This window comes from Pseudarthrobacter sulfonivorans, from assembly GCF_014712225.1.
GTDB classification, from domain to species: Bacteria; Actinomycetota; Actinomycetes; order Actinomycetales; family Micrococcaceae; genus Arthrobacter; species Arthrobacter sulfonivorans.
On sequence record NZ_JACXBW010000030.1, the window covers coordinates 1 to 16,887 of the forward strand.

Genomic DNA, 16,887 nt, shown 5'->3' on the forward strand with positions numbered 1-16,887 from the left:
TGGCAGCCTCTTTTCATCATTGAATGTTGGGCTCTTATTTTCGTATTGTGAGAAAATAATTTTGCCTTTCGAGATTATCGACCTAGTGGGGCCTTGGTCAACACGACCCGGCCGTCAGGCCCGCCCGTAGGCGCCATCTCCGTTGCGAACCGTTTGTGACCGCTGCGCGGACCGGCAAGCCTTGACCGAGGGTGATGCAGCTCATACTCTTATTTCACTATTCAACAACTTTATTTCGCGATGTGGAATAACAGCAGCGATCTTTTGATCAGGCTCACCACCGCGGAATTCCAGAACTGGAGATCCAGATGCACACGACTCCACCAGTCGGTGTCGAACCGGCTCCCGCCCCGACAGTGTTGTCGGGCCAGCCGATCCACCCCGCCACGGGCATCGACGCCCTGTGCGAAGCAGCAAGCACCGCCTCCGGCCAGGCCATCAGCCCGAGCCTCTACAACGTGGACCTCGCCCCGACTAAGCGGCAGGGCCGCCGGTGGACCGGGTACAGCATCTTTACCCTGTGGGCGAATGACGTGCACAGCCTCGGCAACTACGCGTTCGCCGTCGGCCTCTTCTCGCTGGGCCTTGGCGGCTGGCAGATCCTCGCGGCCCTGGCCATCGGCGCCGCTCTGCTCTTTGCCCTGCTCAGCTTCTCCGGTTTTATGGGCCAAAAGACCGGTGTGCCTTTCCCGGTCATGAGCCGGATCAGCTTCGGCATCCGGGGTGCCCAGCTCGCCAGCCTGCTGCGCGGCGCCGTGGCCGTGGCCTGGTTCGGGATCCAGACCTTCCTTGCCTCGGTGGTGCTGCGGGTCATGCTCGTGGCCATGGTTCCCTCGCTGCATGGGCTGGACACCAACTCCATCCTCGGCCTGTCCACGCTGGGCTGGATCGCCTTCGCCTCGCTCTGGATCGTCCAGCTCGTGATCGTCAGCTTCGGCATGGAGATGATCCGCAAATATGAAGCGTTCGCCGGGCCCGTCATCCTCCTCACCATGGTGCTGCTCGCGGCCTGGGTGTTCATCGAGGCCAAGGGTGCCATCCAGTGGACCGGTATCCGCGGCCTGGAAGGCGGCGAGATGTGGCGGACCATCTTCGCCGGCGGGGCCCTGTGGGTGTCCATCTACGGCACGTTCGTGCTGAACTTCTGCGATTTCACCCGCTCCGCCGTGTCCAAAAAGTCGATCGTCCGCGGCAACTTCTGGGGCATCCCCATCAACATGCTGCTCTTCGGCGCCATTGTGGTGGTCCTGGCCGGCGGACAGTACAAGATCAACGGCACCATCATCGAAACGCCGTCGGACATTGTGGAGAGCATTCCGAACACACTGTTCCTGGTCCTTGCCTGCCTGGCCATCCTCATCCTGACCATCGCCGTGAACCTGATGGCCAACTTCGTGGCACCGGTTTACGCCCTCACCAACCTTTTCCCGAAGCACCTCGACTTCCGGAAGGCAGCCTGGGTGAGCGGCACAATCGGCCTGCTCATCCTGCCGTGGAACCTCTACAACAACCCCCTGGTGATTGTGTACTTCCTCGGCGGCCTCGGCGCCCTGCTGGGGCCCCTGTTCGGCGTGGTTATGGCCGACTACTGGCTGCTCCGCCGCGGAAAAGTCAACGTCCCCGAGCTCTACAGCGAAAGCCCGGCCGGCGCGTACTTCTACAAAAAGGGCGTCAATCCCAAAGCGATCATCGCGCTGCTGCCGGCGTCCGCCGTCGCGATCCTCATTGCTTTCGTCCCCGCACTCGAAGCCGCGGCCCCGTTCGCCTGGTTCTTCGGCGCGGGCCTGGGTGCCCTGACGTACTACCTGATCGCGGACCGTGCGCAGCAGTTCGACGACGTTGACGGTGAAGCCATCGCCATCGCCAGCACGCACTGACGCGCCGCCCCGCACCGACGCACTGAACCACCAAAGGAACCCATGCGCATCCTCGTTGCCAACGTGAACACCACGCAGTCCATGACCGATTCCATCGCCGCCCAGGCCCGTAGCATCGCCGCGCCCGGGACAGAGATCGTGGGGCTGACGCCCGGCTTCGGCGCGGATTCGTGCGAGGGAAACTTCGAAAGCTACCTTGCCGCCATCGCCGTGATGGACCGGGTCCTCAGGTACCCGGAGCCATTCGACGCCGTCATCCAGGCCGGCTACGGCGAGCACGGCCGGGAGGGCCTGCAGGAACTCCTGGACGTGCCCGTCGTCGACATCACCGAGGCCGCCGCCTCGACGGCGATGTTCCTCGGCCATAAATACTCCGTGATCACTACCCTGGACCGGGCAGTTCCGCTGATCGAGGACCGGCTGAAGCTGGCCGGCCTCGACGCGAGGTGTGCGTCGGTCAGGGCGAGCGGGATGGCCGTGCTGGAGCTCGAGGAGGAGCCGGAGCGGGCCGTCGAGGCCATCATTGAACAGGCGCTGATCGCTGTCCGGGAGGACAAGGCCGAGGTCATTGTCCTGGGCTGCGGCGGCATGGCGGGGCTCGACGAGGCGATCCGGCGGCGCGCGGGTGTCCCTGTGGTGGATGGCGTGGCCTCGGCGGTGACCATCGCCGAAGGCCTGGTCCGCATGGGTTTGTCCACGTCCAAGGTCCGCACCTATGCGGCGCCACGGCCGAAGACTGTCGTAGGCTGGCCCTTGTCCGCCGGGGCGGCACCGTCCGACGCCACCCCCGCCGTCGCTGACGTGGCGGGCTGACCGCACCCGTCCTGAAAGGCATCTCATGACCAACTCCCGCCCGCCTGCAGACCCCCGGGTCGCCGTCGTCACCGGAGCCGGATCGGGCATCGGCCGGGCGGTGGCCCGGCTGATGCTGGCCGACGGCTACCGGGTGGCGCTGGCCGGGCGGCGGGAAACGCAGCTGCTCGAAACGGCGGACGGTCATCCGGAGGCACTGCCGGTGCCCTGCGATGTCACGGCGCCCGACGACGTCGAGCGCCTTTTCGAAGCCACGCTCCGGCGGTGGGGGGGACTGGACGTCCTCTTCAACAACGCCGGCGTCTTTGGGCCCGTCGCGTCGGTTGATGAGATCAGCCTCGCCGACTGGAACGCCACCGTTGCCGTAAACCTCACCGGCTCCATGCTGTGCGCGGCCGCCGCGGTCCGGGCCATGAAGGCGCAGCACCCGCAGGGCGGCCGGATCATCAACAACGGCTCCATTTCCGCGCATTCACCCCGGCCCAGGACCGTGGCCTACGCCGTGACCAAACACGCCATGACGGGCCTGACCAAGAGTATTGAACTCGATGGCAGGGCCTTCGGAATCACCTGCGGCCAGATCGATATCGGCAATACCGCCACCGACATTATGGACGCCATCGGCGTCGGCTCAGGCGCGCTCCAGGCCGACGGCTCGCGAAAAGTCGAGCCGATGTTCCCCGTGGAGGACGCCGCGCGAGCCGTGCTCCTGATGGCGGGCATGCCGCCGTCGGCCAGTGTGGGCTCTGTGATAATCACCGCTGCCGGCATGCCGTTTATCGGCCGCGGCTAGCGCCGGCATCCTTACCCTTCCGCTGCGATGCGGACGGCCGCCCGAGGGGTTCACCCGCGGGCGGCCGCCGGCATCGCGGCGTTTTGCGTGCCTGCAGCCCCGCGTTTAAGTTTTCACATTGCGGAATTTGATTTTCCTCTTGCGGAAATAGTGTGACCGGGGTTACGTTGGAAACAGACCCCGATCTCCGGGGCTGTTCCCGATTGATAGGTACAGATCAATGAAGATCCCAGATTCCGCGGCGCTGAAGGCGAGTTCGGCCCCGCAGAAGAAGAAGCCCCTGTATAGGTCGCTCTTCTTCCAAATTCTGATCGCCGTCGTGGCAGGTGTTCTTATCGGACATTTCTGGCCGGACCTCGGCTCACAACTGAGGCCGCTGGGTGATGGCTTCATCCAGCTCATCAAAATGATCATCGCGCCGCTGATTTTCCTGGTGATCGTCACCGGCATCTCGGCCGTAGGCGACGTCAAGGCGGTCGGAAGGGTTGGAGTCAAAGCACTTCTCTACTTCACCGCGGCCACGCTCTTCGCGCTGGTCTTTGGCCTGATCGTAGGCAACATCGTCCAGCCCGGTGCCGGGCTGAACATCGACCCCAGCACGCTGTCCCAGGAGGCCGTGGACGCCAAGACCGGCCACGCCGTGCCCAAGGACGCCGCGGCCTTCATCCTGGACGTCATCCCCACCAGCGTCATCGGCGCTTTCGCCAACAACAGCCTCCTGCAGGTCCTGTTCTTCTCGGTGTTCTTCGGCGCGGCCATCGTGGTCATCGGACGCGAACGCTGCATGCCCGTCATCAGCCTCATGGAGACCGTCCTGGAGCTCATCTTCAAAATCATGTCCTGGATCATGAAAGTGGCGCCGATCGGTGCCTTCGGCGCCATGGCGTTCATCATCGGCCAGTACGGACTCGATACCCTCGGCACTTATGCGCTGCTCATCGCCGCATGCTACGGCGCGGCCATCATCTTCATCGGACTGCTGTTCCTCGTGGCCTGGGGCTTCGCCCGGGTTCCCCTCTGGCACTTCCTGAAGTACACCCGCGAGGAGTTCCTGCTGGCACTTGGCACCGCCTCCACCGAGGCCGTAATGCCGCGCATCATGACCAAACTGACCAACGCGGGCTGCTCCCGCGCCACTACCGGCCTGGTGGTCCCCACCGGCTACTCCTTCAACCTCGACGGCGCCGCGATCTACCTTTCGATCTCGCTCCTCTTCCTGGCGCAGGCCTTCGGACACCATCTGGACCTTGGCCAGCAGCTGGCGGCCCTGGGAGTCCTGCTCCTGACGTCCAAGGGCATGGCCGGAGTTCCCGGATCGTCCTTCCTGGCACTGTCCGCGACCGCTGCCGCCCTCGGAATCTTCCCGGTGGCCGGCGTCGCCCTGCTCCTCGGCGCAGACCGGCTGATGGACTCGATGCGGGTGGTGGTAAACCTCCTGGGCAACTGCGTCGCCACCTTCGTCGTCTCCAAGTGGGAAGGCCAGTTCGACCGGAGCGTGATGGTCCGGGCATTCCGCGGCGAAATCACCAACCACGATTCCGCCATCATGCTCGGTGTGGAGGACGACTTCGAGGACCAGGAGCTACAGCGGATCAGCGGCGGCCAGGAACCGTCCCCCAAGTTCCGCGGCGGCCCGAACCCGGAGGAGATCCCCGAGTTCCACATGAGGCGGCCCACCCACGCCGCTGCTGCGCCTGACGCGTCTTCCGACTCAGGGCACGGGAAGTAACAGCTGCTCCCGAAATCCCGGGCCGGCACGTCGGCGCAAAGCACGGAACCCCGCTCCTGACAGGGCGGGGTTCCGTGCTTTGCGGGACACAACCGCGATTCAGCGGCAGTGCCGCTGGATCGCTCACCGAAGACGTGCAGATGGTCGGGCTGAAAGGCCGGCTCAGCTGCCCCGGTAGGTGGAGTAGGCAAACGGGCTCAAGAGGAGCGGCACGTGATAATGGGCCTCCGACTCCACCACGCCGAACGTGAGGGTCACTTCCGGGAAGAAGGTTTCGGTGCCACTGGCGGCGAAGTACTTGCCCGTGTCGAAGGCCAGGCGGTACGTCCCGGTGGCCAGGCGGTCCGGTCCCAGCTGTTTGACGCGCCCGTCCTCGTCGGTGAGGCCTTCGGCGATCTGCGCCCAACCCTTACCGTCGAGAACGCTGAGGGTGACCGGGACGTCCGCCGCCGGTTTGCCGGAGCCGGTATCGAGCACGTGCGTGGTGACATGGGAGGTGGTCATTTGCTGAGCAACCCTTCGAGTCGGAGTACTGCGATTTCCCGCAGCTGCTGGCCAATGATTGATTGTTCTTGTTCGGGAGTGTGGGCGAGCCTGGTGTTCAGGGCGGCCAGGATCTCCTCACGGCTGCGGCCCGCGGCGCGGATCAGGAAGACCTGGCCGAACTTCTCCTCGTAGGTCCTGTTTCCTTCCGCCAGCGCCAGGGCGACGGCGGCATCGGCCACGCCCAGCCCGGCCTGTTCGGACTGGGACAGCTTGGCTTCGGCGCTGTCGCCCCGAGCCTGTTCGCCGATCCGCGGATGGTGGGCGAGCGCTGCGTCAAGTTCGGCACTGGTGAACGGGTTGGCGGCGTTGCGGCCGGCCGTCAGGAGTTCTCCGGGAGTGGAATAGGGCCGCGCGTCGGCGAGCTCGTCGATCCAGCGTTGGATGTCCAGGCAGGGGCGCAGGAAATCGCCGGCCTCGGTGCGGCTGACCGCATTGAACTGTTCAAGGTGCATAACAGATCCTAATATTCGATGCTGGCATCCACGGTGTAGGCTATGCGGTTATTTCCATATCGCATCGTGGAACTGTTATTTCAGCATGTGTAAAAGTCAACCGCACAGCCCTGGTGCTGTCAACCGGCGGCGCAGTGTTTTGGCTGCCCCAAGGCCCGCGAGCGGGATTCGGACATCTAAGGTCTCAATCGAGGCCTAATTTGTATTTTTCATTGCTCAATTTATGTCCTAAGGTTGCCGATGTCGCGGACGTGATACCCGGCACACGGCCGATCCTGCTGCAGTTGTCCGCCACCGCAATTCCTCGGCCACCCAAGCCCCCTCGGCAACCCATGCCCAGAACCATGTGAAAGAGAGTCACCGTTGACTAAAGCCGCCTATAACGTCCAGGACGTTATCGACAACACGCCCATGGGGGTGAAGCGCTGGTCCGTCGTGGCACTGTGCTTCGTGATCGCCTTGCTGGACGGGTTCGATACCCAGTCCATCGCCTTCATCGGTCCGGCCATCGCCGACGATTTCGGCCTGCAGGCCACCGACATGACCTGGGTCATCACAGCCAGCACCATCGGCATGTGCGCAGGTGCCATGACACTGGGCACCTTTGGCGACAGGATCGGCCGCAAGAAGACGATCCTGCTGGCGCTGGTCCTCTTCGGCGTCTTCTCCCTGGCCGGCGCCTTCGCCCAGACGCTGGAGCAGATCATCGTCCTCCGGTTCCTGATCGGTCTCGGCATGGGCGGTGCAACACCGGCACTCCTCGCCCTGACGGCGGAGTTCAGCCCGAAGTCCCGCCGCGGCACGTTTATGACCCTCGTGCTGCTTGGCCTGCCGGGCGGTGCGCTGCTTGGCGGCCTGGTGGCCGCGGCCTGGCTTCCCGTCATGGGCTGGCGCGGCATCTTCCTGGTGGGCGGCGTGCTTCCGCTCGCGCTGCTCCTGGTCTGCCTCAAGCTGCTCCCCGAATCCCCGGTGTTCCTTGCCACCAAGCGCACACCTGCAGCGCAGGCTGAGGCACGCAAAATCATGGCAGCCATCTCCGGAACACCGGTAGATCCGGACGCCGAACTGGTCACCGAGGACAGGAAGGAAGAACGGAGCTCCATCGCCGCGCTGTTCTCCGCGAAGTACCGGATGGTCACCATCGCCGTCTTCGCCACCTATCTGCTGAACTGGATCGCCTGGTACCTGCTGCTCCTCTGGATGCCCACGGCGCTGAAGACGCTGGGGCTCGCAGCTTCTCAGGCCGCCATGGGCACCGTGACCGTCAACGGCGCGTTCATCCTCTTCGCCATCCCGCTGTCCATGATTTTGCCGAAGGTCAACGCGCGGAAACTGCTGCTGGTCATGTTCGGCGCCGGGATCCTCGTGGCGCTGGGCCTGGGCCTGGCCGGATCCAATTTCGCCCTGGTGTTTATCCTGATCGGCCTGGCGGGATTCGGTATTGGCGGCCAACAGCTGGCCCTGAACTACCTGATCGCGAACGCCTACCCCACCCAGCTGCGAGCCACGGCCACGGGCTGGGGCATCGGAATCGGCCGCCTCGGGTCCATCGTGGGTTCAGCCCTGGGCGGGCTTATCCTCGCCGGGTTCGGTGCCTCCGGCTACTTCATGACACTGGCTGTGCCGCTGGTGCTCGCCGCCCTGGCCACTTTGCTGGTGCGCAACTCGGTTGCCGCCGCCGCGGTAGAGGCTGAAAGCGAACCGGCCGCAGCGCTGGATCGCGAAGCCGCCCTTTAGGCGGGCGGAGACGCACAGGCAAGCTACAAAGAATACGAAAGAAGGACACATGGCGATGCGCTTTACGGACAAAGTTGTGGTGGTGACCGGAGCCGCCCAAGGCATCGGGGCCGTCGTCGCCCATCAGGTTGCCGCCGAGGGCGGCACTGTGGTGCTGGCCGACCGGTCGGACCTGGTGGCGGAGGTGGCTGCGGAAATCGCTGCGGGCGGCGCAACCTCCCGGCATTTCCTCTGCGACCTCGAGACCTACGCCGGCGCCACGGATTTGATGGCCTATGCCATGGCGGAGTTCGGGCGGATCGACATCCTCATCAACAACGTGGGCGGCACCATCTGGGCCAAGCCGTTTGAACACTACGAGGCGGACGAGATCGAGGCCGAAGTGCGGCGTTCGCTCTTCCCGACCCTGTGGTGCTGCCGGGCCGCGCTGCCGCACATGGTGGAGCGCGGTGCCGGCGTCATCGTCAACGTCTCCTCCATCGCCACCCGCAGCCGCAACCGCGTGCCGTACGCGGCGTCCAAGGGCGGGGTCAATGCCCTGACGGCGTCGCTCGCGTTTGAAGCCGCGTCCAAGGGCATCCGCGTGGTGGCCACCGCGCCCGGCGGCACGGAAGCCCCGCCGCGGAAGGTGCCGCGCAACCCCAACGAGCAGTCCGCGCAGGAAGCCGTGTGGTACCAGGAGATCGTGGACCAGACCACCGAGAGCACCCTGTTCAAGCGCTACGGGACGCTCGCCGAGCAGGCCGCGCCGATCCTTTTTATGGCCTCGGACGACGCCAGCTACATCACGGGCACCGTCCTTCCGGTGGGTGGCGGGGACCAGGGCTAGCGCCACTGCCTTTGGGGCGCAAACGGAAGCGGACGACGGCGGGACTCCCGGCGTCGTCCGCTTCTGTGGTGCAGTTGTACAGGTTCGGCGTGTTGCCGAGGGTGCTAGCCCTCGTACATCGCGATGAAGCGGCCCACCACACCGCCCTTGCGCAGCTTGTCGATCGCGTCGGGGATGTCCGCCTGGGTGATCAGGTTCATCGGCGGGTTCAGCTGGCCGGACTTCATCAGGGCGTAGAGGTTTTCGAGGTCCTCCTTGGTGCCCGACTTGGAGCCCTTGATGGAGAGCTGGTTGATGATCAGCGGGTAGGTGTTGATGGTGGACTCGAGGCGTCCCATGCCTACCTGCACCAGGGTTCCGAACTCTGCGAGCGTCTCAAGCGCGGCTGCCGTGGTGGTGCCGAAACCGGCGTAATCAACAATCAGGTCCAGTTTCTTGTCCTTGAAAGCTTCGATGGAGTCCGCAACTCCGGCCAGCCCGATTTCGCCAGCCAGTTTCTGCGTCTCGGGATTCACCTCGGCGCCGTACACCTCGGCTCCGGCCAGCACGGCGACGCGGGCGCCGATGTACCCGAGGCCGCCGAGGCCGATCACGCCGACCTTCATGCCGACCTTGGCTCCGCCGACGGCCATGATGGCGTGGTACGCGGTGAGCCCTGCATCCGTTGCCATGGCGCCGAGTTCAAAAGTGACCTCGTCCGGCAGCTTCACCAGGTTGTCGTCCGTGGCGAGCAGCTTGGGGCCGAACCCGCCGTTCCACTTGCCGTAGCCGATGGCGTCGCCGTCGCTCATGACGGGGGAGAGCCCTACCCGGTCGCCGATCTTCCAGTGGTCCATGCCTTCGCCGACCTCGGTGATAACGCCGGCATTTTCGTGGCCCATGGTGCGGGGGAGTTCGGGGAACAGCGGCATCCATCCTGCGTCGTCGAGGGCGGTGACGTCGGAGTGGCACACGCCGGCGGCCTTGACGCTGACGACGACCTGGCCCGGACCGGCAGCCGGTTCCGCGACTTCGTTGAGTTCCAGTGGGTTGTTAGTGCCGTTGAACTGCCATGCCTTCACGGGGCATTCTCCTTCGTCGATCCATCAAATAACTTCATGCATATGCATGCACCGATATCCACCATACCCCTCTTTCGAGCGGTGGGGTCCCCGATGTGACCCAACGGTCATGCGGAGTCCCGCGGGCACAAAAAAGAAGCGGACGACCGCTGGAACCCAGGGAGGTTCCGGCGGTCGTCCGCTTCTGTTGTGCTGCGGAGCTGTTTAGGCGGTGGCGAGCTGGCGGTCGTCGCTGCGGACGCTCAGCGTGAAGGTGTTGGGGCCGCTGGCGTGGACCGCGATGCGGCATTTGGTGGTATTCGCCTTGACCGAGAGGTCCTGTGCCGCGGCGTCGAGTGTGTGGTCAATTGCGGACCGGTCCCAGATTTTGAGGGATACAGAGTGGCTGGATTCAAACGTCATTGTCAGTACTTTCGCTCATGCAGTTGACGGCCGGGTCGTCCTTGAAAGGGCCGCATCCTCGTCGGTGAGGATTGCTGATTCAGGTGTGCGGGGAGCGTGGCCCCCTATTCATGGTTCACGGTGAGCCGGGGATTTGACAACCGAAACGGCGAAAGTGTGATCGATTGCACGTTCGTGTCGCATGCGTGTTACGCCACCTTTTCGCGCGCCGGAGTGTGCTCTCAGTAGAGGAAGATATCGATCCACGCGCGGTTGTGGGCGTGCACTAAAACCAGGAACAGCACGAAGTCGAAGAGCAGGTGGACGGCCACGATGTACGTCAGTGACCGCGTTATGGTGAAAAGCTTCGCCTGCAGCAGGGCAAACGGGAAGATGAAAAACGGCGCCCACGCGTGGAACCCCAGTTCCCACAGGAATGACGTGAACAGGACCGCCTGCAGCAGGTTGGCCTGCCAGTCCGGGAGATGCCTGCGCAGGAGGGTGAACACGGTGCAGATGAAGAACAGCTCATCCCAGATGCCCAGCGCGTTGGTGCCGAGGAACAGCCGGCCAATGCCCTCCGGATCGCTCACGGCCGGCCAGTTCCGGTAGACGCCCGTACCGATCATGTAAACCGGGAGCACCGTGTACCCCAGTAATGGGGCGACCGGCAGGTACCACTTCTCGGCCGTAGTCCACGGCTGGCCGCTCCTGACGGGGAAGGTGATGGCATGGTCCTTCGTGGCGAACCTGGCGACCATGTACGGAATGCCGACAGCCAGGATCATGGCCGTACCCATGACCAGCATGTGCCCGGTGCTGATGTCCGTGGTGATGGGGACGGCGCTCATGGCCGTCAGCCCCACTCCTATGAGCGCGAGGTCGATGAGCAGCCTGCGGCTGATGAACCCGGCCAGCACCAGGGCGACCGCCAGCAGGATCAAGCCGATGAGCCGGTCTTCCCGGACAAAGAGCATAAAGCCCGACGCCGATACCAGCGTTGCCGGGATGAGCCGCAGCGACGTGCCGCCCGGCTCTGTGGTGGCGCCGGGTGCGGCTGCGGATTCTGTTTTTGAGCGCTGGCTCATGCTGGCCTCCGCGGACGGACTCGGGCTGGCGGTGCTGGTTTCAGCTGCGGTGCTGGTTTCAGCTTACGTCCGGGGTGCCATGTCGCGGCGGCGTCCCCGGGGACCCCGTTGACACCGGACCGGGGCCGGGCGTATCGTACAACCAAATGGTTGTAGATCAGCTCAGTGATGCGGACGTTGACCGCCTGTTCCAGGCCCTCGCGGATGCCACCCGGCGGGACATCGTCCGGCGGGTGACCGTGGCGGAGTACTCCGTCTCCGGCCTCGCTGCGCTGTACGCCATGAGTTTCGCCGCCGTCCAGAAGCACGTGGCGGTGCTGGAGCGCGCTTCCCTGGTCACCAAGGAGAAGCGCGGAAGGGAGCAGATCGTGCGGGGCAATCACGAAGGTCTGGCGAAGGCCCGCCGGCTGCTCGATGAGTACGAGGCGATCTGGCGGCAGCGTGCCGGGCGGATCGCGGACATTCTGGCTGAAGGATAGGAAGGTACGGCAATGCCTGTTATCAGTACCACCAAGAATCTCGAGGCACTCAGTCTCACCCTCGTCGCGGAGTTCGACGCCGCCGTCGAACGCGTCTGGCAGATCTGGGAGGACCCCCGGCAGCTCGAGCGCTGGTGGGGCCCGCCCACGTACCCCGCCACGTTCGACGGCTTTGATTTCCAGCCCGGCGGGAAGGCCAGCTATTACATGACCGGGCCCGAAGGCGACAAGGCCCGCGGATGGTGGAAGTTCACCGCCATCGACGCGCCGCGGAAGCTCGAATTCGATGACGGCTTCGCCGATGAGTCCGGCTCACCCGTGGACGCCCTGGGAGTCGGCCACGCCGCCGTGGACCTCGAAGATATCGGCGGCCGGACCCGGATGACCATCATGTCAACCTTCGAATCCGAGGAGCAGATGGAGGAGATCCTCAAGATGGGCATGGAGGAAGGCATGAGGGAGGCCGCAGGGCAGATCGACGCCGTCCTCGCAGCGCCTACCCGTGCGGTCTAGCGGCTGGGGCCCGCGCGTTTAGGGGCGGCGGGGCGGTGGTGCAAGAATCGACATGAACCGCCGTCGTCGAGTCGAGGAGCGCCAACATGTCCGAATTGCAGGAGCATCTCAGCGAATGGGCCGTTCTGTGGGGCCGTGTCCGCGGGGCCGGGCCGGCCGCCGACGGTTCCGCTGTTCTCATCGCAGCAGAAGGGGAAGCGGATGCCGCCGAGGCCCGGGCCCAAGCGCGGGAACGGGGGCTTCAGCCCGTCGGCGAACAGGTCCTCCTGACGGCCGGCACGGCTGAGATTGCCGCAGCCCATTCCCTCCCGGAGAACGCCCAGGTGGCTTCGGCTCCCATGGAGGACTACGACGTCGCCGAGATCTCTGTGTTCGACCATCCGGTCTGCGGCGGGCGCATCAGTGTGGGCGAGACAGCGGCGGTCATTGGCAACCTCCGCTTCGAGACCCCGCAGGGCAGGGACGCTTACGAACCGGCCTTGCTGGCCACCCTCGCCGAGGAGGCCTACCTCCATGGCGCCCACACGCTGATCCTCATCGTGGACCCGGACGAGGCGGACCGCTACCTGGCCTCGGGATGGACCGCGGCCGGGCGTGTGCTCAGCTTCGGGCAGGCCTGACGCCATGGAGGAGATCGCTGTCCAGCCGTGGGTGAAGAACTACCAGCCGGGCGTGCCGGCTGAGATCGACCTGCCAACCGAGTCCCTGACAGCGATGCTGGAACGCTCCGTGGCCGAAGCCGGCACGGCCCCGGCGCTGGAGTTCTTCGGCCGGCGAACCAGCTACGCCGAGCTCGGGGAACAGGTAGACCGTGCCGCCGAGGGCCTCCGGCAGCTGGGCGTGCGGGCCGGCGACCGGGTTGCTCTGATCCTGCCGAACTGCCCGCAGCACGTCGTGGCCTTCTACGCGGTACTTCGGCTCGGCGCCGTGGTGGTGGAACACAACCCGCTGTACACCTCCCGGGAGCTCCGCCACCAGTTTGAGGACCACCAGGCCAGGGTGGTCATCGCCTGGGACAAGGCGGCCGCCGCCATCCGGGAGTTCCCGGCAGACATCGAGATTGACCACGTTGTCTCGGTGAACCTGCTGGCAGCGTTCCCCGCCGTCAAGCGCCTGGCACTGGGCCTGCCGGTGGGGAAACTGCGCGAAACCAAGGCATCCCTGACCGCCCCGGCTCCCGGCACCATGCCGTGGAAGCGGCTCCTGGGCCACGGCCGGATTGACCCGGCACACCCGCGGCCCTCGGTGCAGGACCTCGCGGTCATCCAGTACACTTCCGGGACCACCGGCAGCCCCAAGGGCGCCATGCTCACCCACTTCAACCTCTACGCCAATGCCCTCCAGGGGGAAGCCTGGATGCAGGGGGCCGAGTACGGCAGGGAGGTCTTCTACGCCATCCTGCCGATGTTCCACGCCTTCGGCATGACCCTGTACCTCACCTTCGGCATCCGCAAACAGGGCCTGCTGGTGCTCTTCCCCAAGTTCGACACCGATCTGGTGCTCGCCGCCATGAAGAAGTCACCGGCCACCGTCTACTGCGCCGTGCCGCCGATCTACGAGCGCACCGCCACGGCGGCCAGGGAAAAGGGCATCTCCCTGCGCTCCTGCAAATACTGCATCTCCGGGGCGATGAACCTGCCGGACCACGTGGTGGAGCTCTGGGAATCGGTGTCCGGGGGCCTGCTGGTGGAGGGCTACGGCATGACCGAATCCTCACCGGTGGCGCTGGGCAACCCCTTCCATCCGAGCCGGCGGCCGGGGACCATCGGCGTACCGTTCCCGTCCACGCTGATGAAGGTGGTGGAGCCGGACGACCCCGCCGCGGAGGTGGAGCCCGGCCGGCAGGGGGAGCTGCTGATCAAGGGCCCGCAGGTCTTCCAGGGCTACTGGAACAACCCGGAGGAAACGGCAAAGACCCTTACCGCGGACGGCTGGCTGCGGACCGGCGACATCGTCACGGTGGATGCCGACGGTTTTGCCACGGTGGTGGACCGGGCGAAAGAGCTGATCATTACGGGCGGCTTCAACGTCTCACCCAGTGAGGTGGAGTCCGTCCTGCGGCTCCACCCGGACGTGAAGGACGCCGCCGTGATCGGCAAGCCGCTGGAACGGGGCGGCGAACTGGTGGCCGCCGCCGTTGAGCTTGAACCCGGCACATCCCTCGATGAGGAAGCCCTTCGCACCCATTGCCGGGAACATCTGGCCGGCTACAAGGTGCCGCGCCGGATTGTGGAAATCCAGGACATGCCGCGTTCCATGCTGGGAAAAATCCTCCGAAGGCAGGTCCGGGACCAGGTCCTTCCGCAGCTCTGAGGAACCGGAGCTTAAGGTCTCCGGGACACAAAAGCTAAGGGCACGACGCCGGGAGGTCCCGCGCGTCGTGCCCTTGCCTTTTGTTTTTGGTTCTACTTGGTGACCGCGAGTCCGGTGTCCCAGTTGAAGTCGGCGAATTCGGGGTTGGCCTGCATGGTCATGAGGACGAACTGGAAGCCCTCGAGTTCGCGGGAGCGCTTGAGCGGGCCCACCACCAGCGGGCGCATGCCGGCGGCGCTGACGAAGCTGCTGACGGCCTGGTTGGCATCCGGGTTGTCACCCGCGATGAAGACGTCCAGCGGCTGGCCGGCGGACTCGCCCGCCACCAGCGTGCCGGCAAAGGTGGTGTTGAAAGCCTTGACCACGTTGGCGCCGGCCGGGGCCAGTGCTGCGATTTCCTCGGCAGCCGATGACCCGGGCGCCACCACCAGGGAATCGAAGGTTTCGAAGTTGACCGGGTTGGTGATGTCCACAACCGTTTTGCCGGCCAACTGGTCGCCGTAGGCGGTGACCAGGGATTTGGCGGCGTCGAAGGGAACGGAAAGGATCACGATGCTGCCCTGCGGCGCGCTCGCCGTGGTGCCGTACTTAACGTTTGCTCCGAGTTCGTTGGCCAGTGCCTGCGCCTTGGCGGCGTCCTGACCCAGGATCTCGACGTTCTTTCCTGCGGCGAGGGCACGGGTTGCGATGCCGCGGGCCATGTTGCCGTTGCCGATGATCGTGATGTCAGTCATGGTGTTCTTCTTTCCGAAAAGGCGGGCGAGGAGGTTTTTCATCAGATTCTGTTCTGCTGGAGGATTACCACTTGAAGCTACAACTAAATGTACGCTCAAAAAGTTGAAGCGTCAAGCTTTTGCTAAAGAACTTCCAACCCGTTTGCGGCGTAGGCCGCGCGTGCTTCAGGGCCGTGCAGGAAGTCGCGCAGCTCCGCGGCCCCGGCGGCCCCCGACGGGGTGCCCAGCGCCGTCGAGAAGTAGGTGTACTCCTGAATGGCTTCCGGGAGCGGGCCTATGATGGTGGCCTCCGGGACGAGGATCAGCTCGCTGAGCTGGTGGATGGCGAGGTCCGCGCGGCCATCCAGCAGTGCCACGGCGGTTGGCCCGGAATCAACCACGGTGGCCCTGGCGGTGACCTGGTCTGCAATCCCCAGCCGTTCCAGCAGTCCGGCGAAGTAGATGCCGCTGGGTCCGCTGCGGGAGTAGGCCACCGAACGGGCATTGGTGACCGTGCTGATGAAGGTGTCCACCGTGCTGATGTCCGGAGCCGGGGCGTCCGGCGGGACTGCCGCGCCCACTCCTGTCCGGGCGACCGGCCTGGTGTCCTTCACGATCTCCGCTGCAGCAAGGTCCGCCAGGGTGCCGGTGATCCCCACCATCACGTCCGGACGGGCGCCGGACTCGATCCTGGTCAGCAGGCGGAACGTGGGCTCGAACACCGCCTCGACGTGGGGTCCGCCTGCCGCGATGTACGCGGGAAGAACGGTTTGCTCCACGGCCTGTTTGAGCGCAAAGGCGCAGAACAGCGAGAGGGGCCGGGGGTCGTGGCTGGCAGCTTGGGTGTTCATCGGAGTCCTCACGGTAGTCAAAAGTGGTGCGCGCTCCCACAAGACTTACCCGGCGGTAGCCCGCACGGCTACTTATGAAGGCCGCCTCCGGCGGCGCCGCTACGCGCATTTCCCGTCCAGGGGTCGGCTGATGATGGCGCTTCCTGCTGGCTGACTAGCCGCCTCTATGCTTGGGGGATGGCAAGTGTTGACCCCCCTGAACAGCGGGCCAGTCCTGCAGTGCACCGCGATCTGGCCGTCGCTATCCTGGATGTTTCCTTTGAAGTGCGGCGCAAATCCCATGAGGGGACCGGCGTCCTGCCGCTGTCCAGCGGGCTGCTGGACATTGTGCGCGTCATCGAACGGCACCCCGGCATTACGGTGGCTGAAGTGGCAGCGCGGCTGGGCCGGCAGCTCAGCAACGTGAGTGCGCAGCTGCGGGAGCTGGTGGCGCTGGGGCTGGTGACCCGCACCCGCGATGCAGCCGATAAGCGGTATGTGGTGCTGCATCCCACGCCCGAAGCGCTGCGCATCAGGACTGTGCTTGAGGGGGCCTGGGCTGAGGCCCTCGCTTCGGCCAGCTCCAAGCTGCTGCCGGCGGAGCGGGCGCAGATAGCGGCCAGCCTGCCGGCCCTGGAGCGCCTGGCCTCCATCCTGGCGGATCCCGAGTAGGCCGCCCGCCGCCGCCGCCGTCGTGCAGGGACGCTCTCTCACTTAATGTCGGTTTTTCCGG

The 16,887-nt window shown here is 65.2% G+C and carries 18 protein-coding genes; 11 read left to right on the forward strand and 7 right to left on the reverse strand.

The genetic code is table 11. The annotated features are described in order from the left end of the window. The first annotated feature begins 308 nt into the window (after positions 1–308). The 4 genes from IAQ70_RS22130 (at position 309) to IAQ70_RS22145 (ending at position 5,212) form a co-directional block, all read left to right on the forward strand. Complete coding sequence (locus IAQ70_RS22130; RefSeq protein ID WP_190992108.1) at positions 309–1,877, forward strand: NCS1 family nucleobase:cation symporter-1; 1,569 nt, start codon at positions 309–311, stop codon at positions 1,875–1,877. A gap of 42 nt (positions 1,878–1,919) precedes the next feature. Beyond that, positions 1,920–2,690, forward strand: coding sequence for an aspartate/glutamate racemase family protein (locus tag IAQ70_RS22135; RefSeq protein ID WP_190992109.1), 771 nt, complete (start codon positions 1,920–1,922; stop codon positions 2,688–2,690). 25 nt (positions 2,691–2,715) lie between these two features. Continuing rightward, positions 2,716–3,483: an SDR family oxidoreductase gene (locus tag IAQ70_RS22140; RefSeq protein ID WP_190992110.1), complete on the forward strand. Its 768-nt coding sequence runs from the start codon at positions 2,716–2,718 to the stop codon at positions 3,481–3,483. A gap of 220 nt (positions 3,484–3,703) precedes the next feature. Then, on the forward strand, positions 3,704–5,212 hold the full coding sequence (locus IAQ70_RS22145) for a cation:dicarboxylate symporter family transporter (protein WP_190992111.1): 1,509 nt from the start codon (positions 3,704–3,706) through the stop codon (positions 5,210–5,212). 162 nt (positions 5,213–5,374) lie between these two features. Here IAQ70_RS22145 and uraH read toward each other — a convergent pair whose 3' ends face one another. After that, positions 5,375–5,716, reverse strand: coding sequence for a hydroxyisourate hydrolase (gene uraH / locus IAQ70_RS22150; protein ID WP_190992112.1), 342 nt, complete (start codon positions 5,714–5,716; stop codon positions 5,375–5,377). After that, on the reverse strand, positions 5,713–6,210 hold the full coding sequence (gene uraD / locus IAQ70_RS22155) for a 2-oxo-4-hydroxy-4-carboxy-5-ureidoimidazoline decarboxylase (RefSeq protein WP_190992113.1): 498 nt from the start codon (positions 6,208–6,210) through the stop codon (positions 5,713–5,715). Before uraD ends, uraH begins: the two co-directional genes overlap by 4 nt. A gap of 363 nt (positions 6,211–6,573) precedes the next feature. Here uraD and IAQ70_RS22160 point away from each other — a divergent pair, with 363 nt between their 5' ends. After that, positions 6,574–7,947: an MFS transporter gene (locus IAQ70_RS22160; protein WP_223860552.1), complete on the forward strand. Its 1,374-nt coding sequence runs from the start codon at positions 6,574–6,576 to the stop codon at positions 7,945–7,947. A 49-nt stretch (positions 7,948–7,996) separates the two neighbouring features. Next, entirely contained in the window at positions 7,997–8,776 is a 780-nt protein-coding gene (locus IAQ70_RS22165; protein WP_190992114.1) for a 1,6-dihydroxycyclohexa-2,4-diene-1-carboxylate dehydrogenase, read from the forward strand. 104 nt (positions 8,777–8,880) lie between these two features. Here IAQ70_RS22165 and IAQ70_RS22170 read toward each other — a convergent pair whose 3' ends face one another. From IAQ70_RS22170 to IAQ70_RS22180, 3 genes are all read right to left on the reverse strand, one after another. Continuing rightward, positions 8,881–9,837: a zinc-binding dehydrogenase gene (locus IAQ70_RS22170; protein WP_190992115.1), complete on the reverse strand. Its 957-nt coding sequence runs from the start codon at positions 9,835–9,837 to the stop codon at positions 8,881–8,883. Between the two features lie 204 nt (positions 9,838–10,041). After that, entirely contained in the window at positions 10,042–10,239 is a 198-nt protein-coding gene (locus IAQ70_RS22175; protein ID WP_190992116.1) for a hypothetical protein, read from the reverse strand. A gap of 221 nt (positions 10,240–10,460) precedes the next feature. Continuing rightward, the gene (locus IAQ70_RS22180) at positions 10,461–11,306 is read right to left on the reverse strand and encodes a CPBP family intramembrane glutamic endopeptidase (RefSeq protein ID WP_190992117.1); all 846 of its coding nucleotides are present in this window, start codon (positions 11,304–11,306) and stop codon (positions 10,461–10,463) included. 146 nt (positions 11,307–11,452) lie between these two features. On the opposite strand from IAQ70_RS22180, the gene IAQ70_RS22185 reads away from it, so the two are divergent. The 4 genes from IAQ70_RS22185 (at position 11,453) to IAQ70_RS22200 (ending at position 14,611) form a co-directional block, all read left to right on the forward strand. Beyond that, positions 11,453–11,785, forward strand: a complete 333-nt coding sequence (locus IAQ70_RS22185; RefSeq protein WP_190992118.1) for an ArsR/SmtB family transcription factor — start codon at positions 11,453–11,455, stop codon at positions 11,783–11,785. 12 nt (positions 11,786–11,797) lie between these two features. Continuing rightward, positions 11,798–12,298 (forward strand): SRPBCC family protein, encoded by a 501-nt coding sequence (locus tag IAQ70_RS22190; protein WP_190992119.1) that lies wholly within the window; start codon positions 11,798–11,800, stop codon positions 12,296–12,298. 86 nt (positions 12,299–12,384) lie between these two features. Beyond that, complete coding sequence (locus IAQ70_RS22195) at positions 12,385–12,918, forward strand: hypothetical protein (RefSeq protein ID WP_190992120.1); 534 nt, start codon at positions 12,385–12,387, stop codon at positions 12,916–12,918. Positions 12,919–12,922: 4 nt separating this feature from the next. Continuing rightward, positions 12,923–14,611, forward strand: a complete 1,689-nt coding sequence (locus IAQ70_RS22200) for a long-chain-fatty-acid--CoA ligase (protein ID WP_190992121.1) — start codon at positions 12,923–12,925, stop codon at positions 14,609–14,611. 92 nt (positions 14,612–14,703) lie between these two features. On the opposite strand, the gene IAQ70_RS22205 is transcribed toward IAQ70_RS22200, so the two are convergent. Next, positions 14,704–15,345, reverse strand: a complete 642-nt coding sequence (locus IAQ70_RS22205; RefSeq protein ID WP_190992122.1) for an NADPH-dependent F420 reductase — start codon at positions 15,343–15,345, stop codon at positions 14,704–14,706. Between the two features lie 122 nt (positions 15,346–15,467). Then, a complete protein-coding gene (locus tag IAQ70_RS22210) occupies positions 15,468–16,175 on the reverse strand; it encodes a molybdate ABC transporter substrate-binding protein (RefSeq protein ID WP_190992123.1) in 708 nt (235 codons plus the stop codon). A gap of 177 nt (positions 16,176–16,352) precedes the next feature. Between IAQ70_RS22210 and IAQ70_RS22215 the strand changes: the two genes are divergently transcribed. Further along, a complete protein-coding gene (locus tag IAQ70_RS22215) occupies positions 16,353–16,826 on the forward strand; it encodes a MarR family winged helix-turn-helix transcriptional regulator (RefSeq protein WP_190992124.1) in 474 nt (157 codons plus the stop codon). Positions 16,827–16,887: the final 61 nt, after the last annotated feature.